This is a genomic window from Nocardia sp. NPDC004722, assembly GCF_053601505.1.
Map to the genome: position 1 here is coordinate 1 of NZ_JBSGBY010000200.1, position 12,884 is coordinate 12,884.

Genomic DNA, 12,884 nt, shown 5'->3' on the forward strand with positions numbered 1-12,884 from the left:
GCGGCAGCAGGGTCAGCGAGATCATGAACGGGGCCAGCCCGATTCGCACCTCGGTGAGTCCGAAGCTGCTGTCGCGGCCCGCCACCACCAGATCGCAGGCGGCGATGATGCCCATGCCGCCCGCGCGCACATTGCCGTTGACCTGTGCCAGCACGGGTTTCGGCATGGCGAGGATGTCGCGCAGCACCGAGATCATCCAGCGGGTGCGGATGTCCGCGGCGGCCGCCGGGTCGGCGTCCACCGCTTCCTTGAGATCGGCTCCGGCGCAGAAGGTATTGCCGGTGTGGGCGAGCACCACGCCGCGGACGGCGTCATCGGCCGCCGCCCGCTGCAGACCTTCCAGCAGTTCCGTCACCAGCCGCGACGACAGCGCGTTGCGGTTGTGCGGGGAATCCAGTGTGAGCGTGGCGAATCCGTCCGCCACCTCGTACCGGACGAACGGCCCGTCGTGCGCCTCGCTCATCAGTAGGACCTCGGCAGGCCCAGCGAGTGCTGGGAGACGAAGTTGAGGATCATCTCGCGGCTGACCGGGGCCACGCGCGCGATGCGGGAGGCGGCGAGCATGCCCGCCAGGCCCACGTCCGAGGTGAGGCCGGAGCCGCCGTGCGTCTGGATGGCCTGGTCGAGGGCCTTGATACTGGCTTCCGCCGCAGCGTATTTCGCCATATTGGCTGCCTCGGCGGCACCGAAGTCGTCGCCGGAGTCGTAGAGGAACGCGGCCTTCTGCATCATCAGCTTGGCCAGCTCCAGTTCGATCTTCACCTGAGCGAGAGGATGCGAGATGCCCTGGTGCGAGCCGATCGGCGCGCCCTTCCACACCGCGCGCTCCTTGGCGTAGGCCACGGCCGCGTCGATGGCGTAGCGGCCCATGCCGACCGCCATGGCCGCGCCCATGATGCGCTCCGGGTTGAGGCCCGCGAACAGCTGCGCGATGGCCGCGTCCTCCTGACCGACCAGCGCGGTCGAAGGCAGCCGGACATCGTCGAGGAACAGCGTGAACTGGTTGTCCGGCTCGATGATGTCCATCTCCTGCTTCGTCTTCACGAAGCCGGGGGCGTCGGTGGGGACGATGAACAGGGCGGGCTGCAGGTTGCCGGTCTTGGCGTTCTCACTGCGGGCCACGATGAGCACGGCCTCGGCCTGGTCGACACCGGAGATGAAGATCTTGCGGCCGTTGAGGATCCAGTCGTCACCGTCGCGCCGCGCGGTGGTGGTGATCTTGTGCGAGTTGGAGCCCGCGTCCGGCTCGGTGATGCCGAAGACCATCTTGCCGCTGCCGTCGGCCAGCTTGGTCAGCCACTCCTGCTTCTGCGCCTCGGTGCCGTACTTGGTGATGATGGTGCCGCAGATGGCCGGGGACACCACCATGAGCAGCAGGCCGCAGCCGCGCGCCGACAGTTCCTCCTGCACCAGCGCGAGTTCGTAGATGCCCGCGCCACCGCCGCCGTACTCCTCGGGCAGGTTCACGCCCAGGAAGCCGAGCTTGCCCGCCTCGTCCCACAGCTCGTCGAAGGGCTCGTTGCGCCGGGCCTTGGGTCCGGCGTAGTCGCGGAAGTTGTACTTGGCGGCCAGTTTGGCCACCGCGGCCCGCAGCTGCTTCTGCTCTTCGCTCTCGATGAAACTCATTGCCTACTCCTGCTCTTCGCTGTGCACGATGGCGAGAATGGTGCCGACCTCGACCTGCTGGCCGGCGGAGACGTTCAATTCGGTGAGGATGCCCGCGGTGGGGGCGGCGATGGTGTGCTCCATCTTCATGGCCTCCAGCCACAGGATGGGCTGGCCCTTCTCGACGCGATCACCGGCGGCCGCGCCGAGCCGGATCACCGCACCCGGCATGGGCGCGAGCAGCGAGCCCTCCGCCACCTGGTCCGCGGGATCCTCGAAGCGCGGCAGACGACGCACGGACACCGGGCCGAGCGGGGAGTCCACCGCGACCAGGTCGCCGTAGCGGGCGACGGCGAAGCGGCGGCGCACCGGGCCGCGCTCCCCCGCCACCAGCAGGGTGACGGAATCCGATGTGGCCTCGATCAATTCGAGGCCGTCGCGGCCCTCGACCTCGAGGCCGGTACGGGTGATCCGGTAGCGCACCTCGTGCTTGCCGGTCAGCCGGGACTCGTACGACTTGGATTGCGGCTGTGACGGCAGATTGCGCCAGCCGCCGGGCAGGCCCGCGCCGACACGCGCCTTCGCCCGGTTGACGGCCGCGTCCGACAGGGCGGCCGCGATGATGGACAGCTGCTCGTCGTCCTCGGAAACCAATGGTGCCGAAAGCTTTTCCAGATCGTGGGTGGCAAAGAAGGCGGTGTCGGTGTCGCCCGCCAGGAACGCCGGATGCCGCAGCACCCGCACCAGCAGGTCGCGGTTGGTGACCAGGCCGTGAATCTCGGCCCGCTGCAGGGCGCTCGCCAGCAGATGCGCGGCCTCGTCGCGGGTCTCGGCGAAGGAGATGACCTTCGACAGCATCGGGTCGTAGTGCACGCCGACCACGGAACCGTCGACGATGCCGCTGTCCAGGCGCACGCCCGGCTCGGTCAGGACGGTGAATTCGCCCAGCGTGCCGGGGATGTCGATGCGGTGCACCGGGCCGGACTGCGGCTGCCAGTCGTGCGCCGGATCCTCGGCGTACAGGCGCACCTCGATGGAGTGCCCGCGCATCTCCGGCTGCCGCGCGGGCAGCGGGCGACCGGCGGCCACCTGCAACTGCAACCGCACCAGATCCAGCCCGGTGACCTGCTCGGTGACCGGATGCTCCACCTGCAGACGGGTATTCATCTCCAGGAAGAAGAAGTCGCCCTTCTCGTCGGCCAGGAATTCGACGGTGCCCGCACCCTCGTAGCCGATGGCCTCCGAAGCCAGCCGGGCCGCCTCGAACAGCCGCGCCCGCATGCCATCGATTTTCTCGACCAGCGGGGAAGGGGCTTCCTCCACGACCTTCTGGTGACGGCGCTGAATCGAGCACTCGCGCTCGCCGACCGCCCAGACCGTGCCGTGGGTGTCGGCCATAACCTGCACTTCGATATGGCGGCCGGTCTCGAGGTAGCGCTCACAGAAGACGGTGGGGTCGCCGAAGGCGGAGGCGGCCTCGCGCTGTGCCGCCTCGATCTGCGGTGTCAGCTCGGCCAATTCGCGCACCACGCGCATACCGCGGCCGCCGCCACCGGCGGATGCCTTGATCAGCACCGGCAGCATGTCGGCGGTGACCTCGGCCGGGTCCAGCTGCTTCAGAACAGGGACACCGGCGGCGTCCATCATCTTCTTGGACTCGACCTTGGAGCCCATCTGCTCGATGGCCGCGACCGGCGGGCCGATCCAGGTCAGCCCGGCCGCCAGCACCGCCTTCGCGAATTCGGCGTTCTCGGAGAGGAATCCGTAGCCGGGATGGATCGCGTCGGCACCGGCGGCCAGCGCGGCCTCGATGATCAACTCGGCGCGCAGATAGGTCTCGCCGGGAGTGTTGCCCGGCAGGCGAATCGCCGCGTCCGCCTCGGCGACATGCGGCGCGTTCGCGTCCGCGTCCGAATACACGGCCGTCGTCGCGATGCCCATGCGGCGGCAGGTCGCGAAGACCCGTCGCGCGATCTCGCCGCGGTTGGCGACCAGCACATTGGTGATTTCCATAACTGGCCTCACATCCGGAAGACGCCGAAGCCCTCGGCGCCCTTGATCGGGGCATTGTGAACGGCGGACAACGCCATTCCCAGCACCGTGCGGGTGTCGCGGGGGTCGATGATGCCGTCGTCGTAGAGGCGGCCCGACATGAACATGGGCATCGACTCGGCCTCGATCTGCGCCTCGATCATGGCGCGCAGACCGGCGTCCTGCTCCTCGTTGAACGGGATGCCGCGCGCCTCGTTGGCCGCGCGGCCCACGATCGAGATGACGCCCGCCAGCTGCGCACCGCCCATGACGGCGGATTTAGCACTGGGCCAGGCGAACACGAAGCGCGGGTCGTAGGCGCGTCCGCACATGCCGTAGTGGCCCGCGCCGTAGGACGCGCCCATGAGCAGCGAGATGTGCGGGACCTTCGAGTTCGACACCGCGTTGATCATCATCGCGCCGTGCTTGATGATGCCCTTCTGCTCGTACTCCTTGCCGACCATGTAGCCGGTGGTGTTGTGCAGGAACAGCAGTGGCGTGTTCTTCTGATTGGCCAGCTGGATGAACTGGGCCGCCTTCTGCGCCTCCTCGGAGAACAGCACGCCGCGCGCGTTGGCGAGAATGCCGACCGGGTAGCCGTGCAGTTCGGCCCAGCCGGTGACCAGGCTGGAGCCGTAGAGCGGCTTGAACTCGTCGAAGTTGGAGCCGTCGACCACACGGGCGATGACCTCGCGCGGGTCGAACGGGATCTTGAGGTCACCCGGCACGATGCCGAGCAACTCCTCGGAGTCGTAGAGCGGCTCGATGATCTCCTCGAGCGGACGCGCCGCCGGACCCCGCTTCTGCCAGTTCAGACGCCGGACGATGCTGCGGCCCAAGCGGATCGCGTCCTGCTCGTCCACGGCCAGGTAGTCGGCCAGGCCCGAGGTGCGGGCGTGCATCTCCGCGCCACCGAGGGATTCGTCGTCGGACTCCTCACCGGTGGCCATCTTCACCAGCGGCGGACCACCCAGGAACACCTTGGAGCGCTCCTTGATCATGACCGTGTAGTCGGACATGCCCGGGATGTACGCGCCACCCGCGGTCGAATTACCGAAAACCAGTGCGATGGTGGGGATTCCGGCCGCCGAGAGCCGGGTCAGATCCCGGAACATGCGGCCGCCCGGGACGAAGACCTCTTTCTGCGTCGGCAGATCCGCGCCACCGGACTCCACCAGCCCGATCACCGGCAGCCGGTTCTCCAGCGCGATGTCGTTCATGCGCAGGTTCTTGCGCAGCGTCCACGGGTTCGAGGTGCCGCCGCGCACGGTCGGATCCGGCGCGACGATCATGCATTCGACGCCCTCGACAATGCCGATCCCCGCGATCACGCTGCCGCCGACATGGAAGTCGCTGCCCCAGGCGGCCAGCGGGGCCAACTCCAGGAACGGCGAATCCTCGTCGATGAGCAGTTCGATGCGCTCGCGCGCGGTCAGCTTGCCGCGCTTGCGATGCCGCGCCATCTTGTCCGGGCCGCCGCCCGCGATGTTCTTGGCGTACTCGACCTCCACCTCGGCCAGCTTGGTGGTCATGGCCTCGGCGGCGGACTTGTAATCCGCCGAATTCGCGTCGACGGATGTGCGCAGAATGCTCAAGACTGGAACCCCAATCGCTTGGCCGCAAGGCTGGTCAGAATCTCATTGGTGCCGCCGCCGATACCGAGAATGCGCACATCCCGGTAATGCCGTTCGACCTCGGCCTCCCGCATGTAGCCCAGGCCGCCGAAGAGCTGCACCGCCTGGTGGGCGACCCATTCGGCGGTCTCCACGGCCGTGTTCTTGGCGAAGCAGACCTCGGCGATGAGATCGGTCTCGCCGCGCGCGGCCCGCTCGGCCAGATGGTGGGTGTACACCCGCGCCACATCGATGCGGCGGGCCATCTCCGACAGCGTGTTCTGCACGGCCTGACGGCTGATCAGCGGACGGCCGAAGGTCTCGCGGTCGCGCGCCCACTGCAGCGTCAGATCCAGGCAGCGCTGGGCGTGCGCGTACCCCTGTACCGCCAGCCCCACGCGCTCACTCACGAAAGCCTGTGCGATCTGGGCGAATCCGCTGTTCTCCGGACCCACCAGATTCGAAACCGGCACGCGCACATCGACATACGAAAGCTCGGCGGTGTCCGAGCACAGCCAGCCCATCTTCTCCAGCTTGCGGCTGACCGTGAACCCGGGCGTGCCCTTCTCCACCACCAGCAGCGAAACACCGGCCGCACCAGGGCCACCCGTGCGGACTGCCGTCACTACGAAGTCGGCCCGCACCCCCGAGGTGATGAAGGTCTTCGACCCGTTCACGATGAACTCGTCGCCATCACGCACCGCGGTGGTCCGCAGATGCCCCACATCCGACCCGCCACCCGGCTCGGTAATCGCCAGCGACCCGATCTTCTCCCCCGCCAACGTCGGCTTCACCCAGCGCTCGATGTGCTCGGCATTGCCGGAGGCGATGATGTGCGGCACCGCGATCCCGCAGGTGAACAGCGACGCGAACAATCCGCCCGAGCCACCCGCGTAGTGCATCTCCTCGGCCACGATGGCCGCGTCGATCCCGTCACCACCGGAACCGCCCACGGCCTCCGGGAACTGAATCCCCAACAGCCCCAGCGCCCCCGCCTTCTTGTGCAGCTCACGCGGAAGCAAGCCTTCGCGCTCCCAGCCGTCCAGGTAGGGCAGCACCTCGCGTTCGGCGAATCCGCGCACGGTGGCACGCAATTCACGCCGCTCGGGCGTCGTCCAGGGGTCCACGTATCCGATGCTCATGGCAGCAGCTCCACAGGGATCTCGATGTGCCGGGCTCGCAGCCATTCCCCGAGCCCCTTGGCCTGCGGATCGAAGCGGGCCTGATAGGCGACGCCCTCCCCGAGCAGACCTTCGACAATGAAGTTGAGCGCCCGCAGGTTCGGCAGCACGTGCCTGGTGACGGGCAGATCGGCGGTCTCGGGCAGCAGGCGGCGCAGCTCGTCGACGGTCAGCGTGTGCACCAGCCAGCGCCACTGCTCGTCGGTGCGCACCCAGACGCCGATATTGGCGTTGCCGCCCTTGTCGCCGGAGCGTGCGAGCGCGATCGTGCCGAGCGGCACTCGCGTGGTCTCGCCCGCCGGAAGCGGTTGCGGCAGGGCCGGTTCGGCGACGGCGTCCAGTTCGAGCGTCTCCCCCGGCGGGGCGATCGCCACCTCGGAGCCGTCGGCGAGCACCGCCGTGTGCGGAATCTCCTTGGAATCCACGTAGCCCGGCGTGAAGACGCCGTAGGGGCCGCCATTCCCGGGCGGGGAGGTCAGCGAGAAGCCGGGGAAGCTGGCCAGGGCCAATTCGACCGCGACGCTGGAGAAGTTGCGGCCCACCTTGTTCGGGTCCGGATCGCGGACCACGCAGCGCAGCAGGGCGCTGGCCTGCTCCTCGGTGTCGGCGTCGGGACGGTCCAGGCGGGCCAGGGTCCACTCCAGCCCGGCCGGGCGCACGGTCAGCCACGATTCCAGCTGCCGTTGCGCCAGTGCGGCTTTCGCCTCGATGTCGAGGCCGGTGAGGATGAACTCCATCTCGTTGCGGAACCCGCCGATGGTGTTGGTGGAGACCTTGGTCCGCGGCGGCGGAGCCTCACCCGTGACGCCGCTGATCAGCACCCGGTCCGGCCCTTCTTGGCTCACCTGGATGCTGTCCAGGCGCGTGGTGACGTCCGGCCCGGCGTAGCGCGCGCTCTGGATCTCGTACATGAGCTGGGCCTTCACCGTGTCCACGGTGACCGCGCCGCCGGTGCCCTCGTGCTTGGTGATGACGCTGCTGCCGTCGCGGCGTACCTCGGCGATCGGGAAGCCCGGCCGCCCCAGATCGGCGATCTCGGTGAAGAAGGCGAAATTGCCGCCGGTGGCCTGGGTGCTGCATTCGATGACGTGCCCGGCCACCACCGCGCCCGCGAGCGCGTCGTAATCGCCTCGGCCCCACCCGAAGTGCGCGGCGGCCGGACCGACCACCACCGAGGCGTCGGTGACCCGCCCGGTCACCACGATGTCCGCGCCCGCCGTCAGGCATTCCGCGATGCCCCACGCGCCCAGGTAGGCGTTGGCGGTGAGCGGCGACCCCAGGCCCAGCTCCCCGGCCCGCGCCAGTAGATCGTCACCGGTCACGTACGCGACCTTCGGTGCGAGACCGAGCTTCTCGGCCACCTCGCGCACCCGCTGCGCGAGGCCCGCCGGATTCAGGCCGCCCGCATTGGCGACGATCTTGACGCCCTTGTCCAGGGCCAGTCCGAGACTGTCCTCCAGCTGCCGCACAAAGGTTTTGGCATAGCCGAGGTTCGCGTCCTTCATGCGATCCCGTCCCAGGATCAGCATGGTGAGCTCGGCCAGATAGTCACCGGTGAGCACGTCGAGCTGTCCGCCCTCGAGCATCTCCCGCATGGCGCTCGCGCGATCGCCGTAGAACCCGGAACAGTTGCCTATCCGGATGAGGTCCGGAGTATCGGCGAGCTGACTCATGGAAGGGCCTCCCTGTGCACCGCTGCAGTCGAGTACAGGGTCACATCGAGGCCCGAAAAAAGCAAGCCCGCGTGCTTGTTATTTACCGAATTCCCAGTTCAAGACCGGTGCGCGGCGTGGCGGTTACCGTCGGGCAGACTTATCGCGTGTCCACAGACGTCACCGCCATCGTCCTGCTCGCCCTCGCCGGATTCCTGCTCGGCGGGGCGTACTCGCTGTTCAAGAATTCGCGCCCCGTGGCCATCGCACTCGGTGTCTGCGGAGTGCTGGCCGCCGTGGGCGCGGTTCTCTATATGACGAAGTAGCTATTCGGCTTCGAGGCGGAAGATACGGAGATCTTCCGGGACTCCACTCAAGGGCGCGGCGAAGAAGCTGCGGCGGTAGGGCTTTACGCCCAAGCCGAGTTCTTCGAGAGTCTCGGGGCTCAGCGCATCCAGGGTCGCGCCGGAGAGCATGGTGTTGCCGTTGCCCCCGGCTTCCATGACCCGTGCGGCGATATTGACGTCGATACCGAGCCAGTCACCGCCGATTTCACGCGGACTGCCGGTGTGCAGGCCCAGGCGCATCTGCGGGCGGTAGCCGTCCACCGACACCGCCGACAGGTTCTCCTTGGCGGCCACGGCCGCCTTCACCGCCCGGTCGGCGGAGGGGAAGACGGCCATCACGCCGTCGCCCATGCGTTTGACCACCTGGCCGCCGCGATCATTGATGGGCGGCTCGATGGCCTTGGCCACCCGGCGCAGCAGATCCAGGGTCACCTCGTCACCGGCCGAAAGCGACCAGCTGGAGAAGGCCACCAAATCCGTGAACATGATGGTGATCTCCTGGGTACCGCGCCCCCGGCCGACCCGCTCCAGCATGGCCTGCCAGACCTGCAGCGCACCCAGACCCAATTCCTTTGCCGCACTCGGCGAATCGCCCACCAGCTTGTCGGCCGCGCGGGCCACGGCGCGCACGCCGCCGGGCCCGGAGACCGAGAGCGGATCGCCGAAGGCCGGATCGCCCGGCAGGTTCTCGCGGGCCTTGCGGATCGCGCCGATGATGTCGCCGCGTTGATTGGCGGCGTTCATGAGGGCCGAGAGCTGGCCGGGAAAGCGGCCACGTCGCCGCGATTGCCCCTCGGACTCGTCGACATCGTCGGAGAGCTCCGCGGGGATCAAGGGGATGACCACATCCGGGTCGATGCGGGGTTCCCGCGCCCGGTTGCCGTTCGCATCGCGCGAACGGTTGCGATCGGTTCCCAGTCCGTCGGTGCGGTTCGCGTCCGGGCCGCGTTCACCGCCGTCGGTGGGTCGTTCGCTCACGCCCAGAGCGTATCCCAGGGTTCCGTCGTGGGATGGATTAATGATTGCCACCTGACACCTCCCGATCGGTGCTAGCGGCCACTTCGTTGGACCCGCCGATGTTTGAGTGCTTTGGTTGCTGAGGCGATGCTACCGACCGTCCAGTTCGACGGCTAGGCGATTCCGGACAGAACCGAAACCTTTTACACATCGTTACCTCCCCCCTGAGACATCGGCCCGATACGGAATTCCGTATCGGGCCGATGCGCGCTGCGGGCCGGGCAGTGGCACGCAGCTCCCTGGGCAGGGTCTATTTCATACCAAGATCACGGTCTAGGCGTCGCGTTTGTTCACCACGAACAGCGCGGCCCCGAACACGATCAGGGAGAAGATCGCGAAGTAGATCAGACCACCCCACGGTCCCCAATGCCAGTACGAGGACTTCGCGTCCACGGTCCCCAGGAACAGGCCCGCGTTCTGGAAGGGCAGCAGCGCCTGGATCTCCCGGCCGATGTGGCCGAACGCGCCGACCATGGGCTCGATGATCACCGGCCACACGATCAGGATGGACAGCGCGCCCGCCGACTGTCGTACCAGCGTGCCCACGCCGACCGCGAGGAACACCACCAGCAGGATGAACAGCGGCACCGCGTAGAAGACCCGCAGATCGCCGGAGGTGAGGCTCAGCTTGACGCCCGCGTCGTGGGTCACCATGCCCTTGAAGATGAAGAAGCCGAGGAAGGTGAGCACGAGACTCAGCAACGCCATAGCAACCCCAATGAGACCCGCTTTGGTGAGCAGGACCATGGTCCGGTTCGGGATGGCGAGGAAGGTGGTCTTGATGGTGCCGAAGCGGTACTCACTGGTCACCGCGAGCGCCGCCAGAATCATGACCATCAGGTAGCCGAACCCCGGAACACCCTGTGCCAGACCGGTGATGCCCAGACCCGCCAGCGCGTTCTCCGCATACGGCGCGTCACCGGGGGTCATCTTGCCCTGGGCCAGATTGTCCTGGTAGGCGTTCCAGGATGCGTTCAAGGCCAGGCTGAACAGGGCCGCGATGCCGAGCGCGAACACCACCAGCAGCGCCGTGCACCAGACCGGGGACTTGGTCGAGGTGAGCTTGATTCTTTCCGCCGCGAGCACTCCCATCAGAGCGCACCTCCCATAACCTGATCGAAGCCTTCGCCGTGGTACTGCACCGCGCCGCCGGTCATGCGCATGAACGCCTCCTCCAGCGAGGCGCGCTGCGGTGAGAGCTCGTAGAGCGTGATGTCGTTGGCACCGGCCAGTTTTCCGACCGCGTCACTGGTGACACCCGCGACCACCAGGGCCGGGCCGTCCGCCTCCGCGCCGTCCTCGCGCACCGTCATGCCGTTGGAGGTGAGCAGGCTGCGCAACTGATCCAGCTGCGGACTGCGCACGCGCACAGACTGTTCCGACGCCTTCTCGATGAAATCCTTGGTGGTGGTGTCGGCGATCAGGCGACCGCGCCCGATCACGATGAGATGCTCTGCGGTCTGGGCCATTTCGGAGAGCAGGTGGCTCGACACCAGCACCGTGCGGCCCTCCCCGGCCAGCCGCTGCATGAAGCGGCGGATCCACAGGATGCCCTCCGGATCGAGGCCGTTGACCGGCTCGTCGAACAGCAGCACCTGCGGGTCGCCCAGCAGCGCCCCGGCCAGGCCGAGCCGCTGCGACATGCCGAGGGAGAAGCCACCCGCGCTCTTGTTCGCCACCTCGGAGAGGCCGACCAGGCGCAGCACCTCCTCCACCCGGGACGCCGGAATGTCATTGGAGGCGGCCATCCAGCGCAGATGCGAGCGCGCGGAACGATTGGGATGCACCCACTTCGCGTCCAGCAGCGCGCCGACCTCCTCGAGCGGGCGCTTCAGCTCCTGATAGGGCTTGCCGTTGACCAGCGCGGTCCCGGAGGTCGGCTGATCCAACCCCAGGATCATGCGCATGGTGGTGGACTTACCCGCGCCGTTCGGGCCTAGGAAGCCGGTCACCTGGCCCGGCGGGACCGTGAACGACAGGTCCGACACCGCGACGGTCTGCCCGTAGTGTTTGGTCAGGCCTCTCAGTTCGATCATGGCGACCAGTCTTCCCCATGTATCGAGCGCGCACTATCGCTAAATGGTCGCGCGTCGCTCATCCTCAGGGATGAGTACGCCGAGACCGGACTCGGGGTTCAGAATCCGGTCCCTTTATCCGCGAGGTGGATCAGAAGCCCGGTGAGGAAGCCTGGGCCCAGAATCGCTTGGGGATGCGACCGGCCTGGCGGGCCAGCCAGCCGCCCTCGACCGCGCGGGCCATGGCGGCCGCCATCAGGGCGGGCTGGCGGGCCCGGGTGACCGCGGTCGCCAAAAGGACTGCCGAGCAGCCGAGTTCCATGGCCAGGGCGGCATCGCTGGCGGTGCCGATGCCCGCGTCGAGGATCACGGGGACGCCGGCGGCGGCCACGATCATCTCGATATTGTGCGGATTACTGATGCCCAGGCCGGTGCCGATCGGCGAGCCCAGCGGCATGACGGCGGCACAGCCGACGTCCTCGAGGCGCTTGGCCAGCACCGGGTCGTCGGTGGTGTAGGGCAGCACGGTGAAACCGTCGTCCACCAGTTGCTCTGCGGCGGAGACCAATTCGATGGCGTCGGGCAGCAGGGTGCGCTCGTCGGCGATGACTTCCAGCTTCACCCAATCGGTTTCGAGGGCCTCGCGGGCCAGGCGCGCGGTCAACACGGCCTCGGCCGCGCCGCGGCAACCGGCGGTATTGGGCAGCGGGGCGATCTCGAGCCGCTTGAGCAGATCCAGCACGCCGGTGCCGCCCGCGGCGTCCACCCGGCGCATGGCGACAGTGGTCAGCTCGGTGCCCGACGCCAGCAGGGCCTCCTCCAGCACGGCCAGGTTGTCCGCGCCGCCGGTGCCCATGATGAGGCGCGAGCCGAACTCGCGGCCCGCGATGACCAGTGGCTCGATCGGGCTAGCCACCCTGCACCGCCGTCAGCACCTCGATCTCCCAGCCCCGGCCGACCGGCTCGTCCCAGCGGGACTTGGGGAAGACCGCGCCGTCGATGGCCAGCGCGACGCCCTGGGACGGCAGGTTCAGCCGATCCAGCAGCTCGCGCACGGACAGCGGGTCGGGGAACACGTGGTCCTCACCGTTCACGGTGACGCCGACCGGAATTGCGGTCATCGAACTCCTCCTGGGTAAAGCGATGCGGCAGTGGACGATTCGGGTACGCCGCCGACGGCGACCGATGGGAAGCGCCGCGGATCGGCGGCCCGCGCCTCGCGCAGCGGTTCGCCGTCGAGCAGGGCGAGCACGGCATCGGCGGTGACGGGGGTGTCGAGAATGCCGTTGCGGCCGTGGCCCGCGGCCACGATCACCCGGTCGTCGAGGTAGCCGATGAGCGGCAGATTGTCGGGGGAACCGGGACGGAAACCTGCGGTGGCCTCGGCGAACTCGTACTCGCCCAGGCCCGGGAACACGGACTC

Annotated in this window: 13 protein-coding genes; 1 reads left to right on the top strand and 12 read right to left on the bottom strand. The window is 68.1% G+C overall.

What is annotated here, in order from left to right; translation table 11 throughout:
- From ACWELQ_RS20500 to ACWELQ_RS20525, 6 genes are all read right to left on the bottom strand, one after another.
- Positions 1-463, bottom strand: a 463-nt coding sequence (locus ACWELQ_RS20500; protein WP_452398634.1) for an enoyl-CoA hydratase-related protein, incomplete at its 3' end; no start/stop codon positions are given.
- Complete coding sequence (locus ACWELQ_RS20505; protein WP_452398635.1) at positions 463-1,626, bottom strand: acyl-CoA dehydrogenase family protein; 1,164 nt, start codon at positions 1,624-1,626, stop codon at positions 463-465. The genes ACWELQ_RS20500 and ACWELQ_RS20505, both read right to left, overlap by 1 nt.
- Before the next feature lie 3 nt (positions 1,627-1,629).
- The gene (locus tag ACWELQ_RS20510; protein WP_452398636.1) at positions 1,630-3,618 is read right to left on the bottom strand and encodes an acetyl/propionyl/methylcrotonyl-CoA carboxylase subunit alpha; all 1,989 of its coding nucleotides are present in this window, start codon (positions 3,616-3,618) and stop codon (positions 1,630-1,632) included.
- Between the two features lie 8 nt (positions 3,619-3,626).
- On the bottom strand, positions 3,627-5,231 hold the full coding sequence (locus ACWELQ_RS20515) for an acyl-CoA carboxylase subunit beta (protein ID WP_452398637.1): 1,605 nt from the start codon (positions 5,229-5,231) through the stop codon (positions 3,627-3,629).
- Positions 5,228-6,376 (bottom strand): acyl-CoA dehydrogenase family protein, encoded by a 1,149-nt coding sequence (locus ACWELQ_RS20520; protein ID WP_452398646.1) that lies wholly within the window; start codon positions 6,374-6,376, stop codon positions 5,228-5,230. The genes ACWELQ_RS20515 and ACWELQ_RS20520 overlap by 4 nt, the downstream gene beginning before the upstream one ends.
- Positions 6,377-6,387: 11 nt before the next feature.
- Complete coding sequence (locus ACWELQ_RS20525) at positions 6,388-8,103, bottom strand: acyclic terpene utilization AtuA family protein (RefSeq protein ID WP_452398638.1); 1,716 nt, start codon at positions 8,101-8,103, stop codon at positions 6,388-6,390.
- Positions 8,104-8,249: 146 nt separating this feature from the next.
- On the opposite strand from ACWELQ_RS20525, the gene ACWELQ_RS20530 reads away from it, so the two are divergent.
- Positions 8,250-8,408, top strand: a complete 159-nt coding sequence (locus tag ACWELQ_RS20530; protein WP_452398639.1) for a hypothetical protein — start codon at positions 8,250-8,252, stop codon at positions 8,406-8,408.
- Here the strand turns inward: ACWELQ_RS20530 and ACWELQ_RS20535 are convergent, their stop codons facing one another.
- The 6 genes from ACWELQ_RS20535 to ACWELQ_RS20560 all read right to left on the bottom strand — a co-directional run.
- Positions 8,409-9,407 carry an adenylate/guanylate cyclase domain-containing protein gene (locus ACWELQ_RS20535; RefSeq protein ID WP_452398640.1) on the bottom strand — a complete coding sequence of 333 codons (999 nt, stop codon included), beginning with the start codon at positions 9,405-9,407 and terminating at the stop codon, positions 8,409-8,411. It lies immediately after the preceding gene.
- Positions 9,408-9,719: 312 nt separating this feature from the next.
- Entirely contained in the window at positions 9,720-10,538 is an 819-nt protein-coding gene (locus tag ACWELQ_RS20540; protein WP_452398641.1) for an ABC transporter permease, read from the bottom strand.
- Positions 10,538-11,482, bottom strand: coding sequence for an ABC transporter ATP-binding protein (locus tag ACWELQ_RS20545; RefSeq protein ID WP_452398642.1), 945 nt, complete (start codon positions 11,480-11,482; stop codon positions 10,538-10,540). Before ACWELQ_RS20545 ends, ACWELQ_RS20540 begins: the two co-directional genes overlap by 1 nt.
- A gap of 130 nt (positions 11,483-11,612) precedes the next feature.
- Positions 11,613-12,377, bottom strand: coding sequence for a thiazole synthase (gene thiG / locus ACWELQ_RS20550; protein ID WP_452398643.1), 765 nt, complete (start codon positions 12,375-12,377; stop codon positions 11,613-11,615).
- Positions 12,370-12,582 carry a sulfur carrier protein ThiS gene (thiS, locus tag ACWELQ_RS20555; RefSeq protein WP_452398644.1) on the bottom strand — a complete coding sequence of 71 codons (213 nt, stop codon included), beginning with the start codon at positions 12,580-12,582 and terminating at the stop codon, positions 12,370-12,372. Before thiS ends, thiG begins: the two co-directional genes overlap by 8 nt.
- Positions 12,579-12,884 (bottom strand): FAD-dependent oxidoreductase (locus ACWELQ_RS20560; protein ID WP_452398645.1); only part of this gene is annotated, 306 nt, incomplete at its 5' end. The genes thiS and ACWELQ_RS20560, both read right to left, overlap by 4 nt.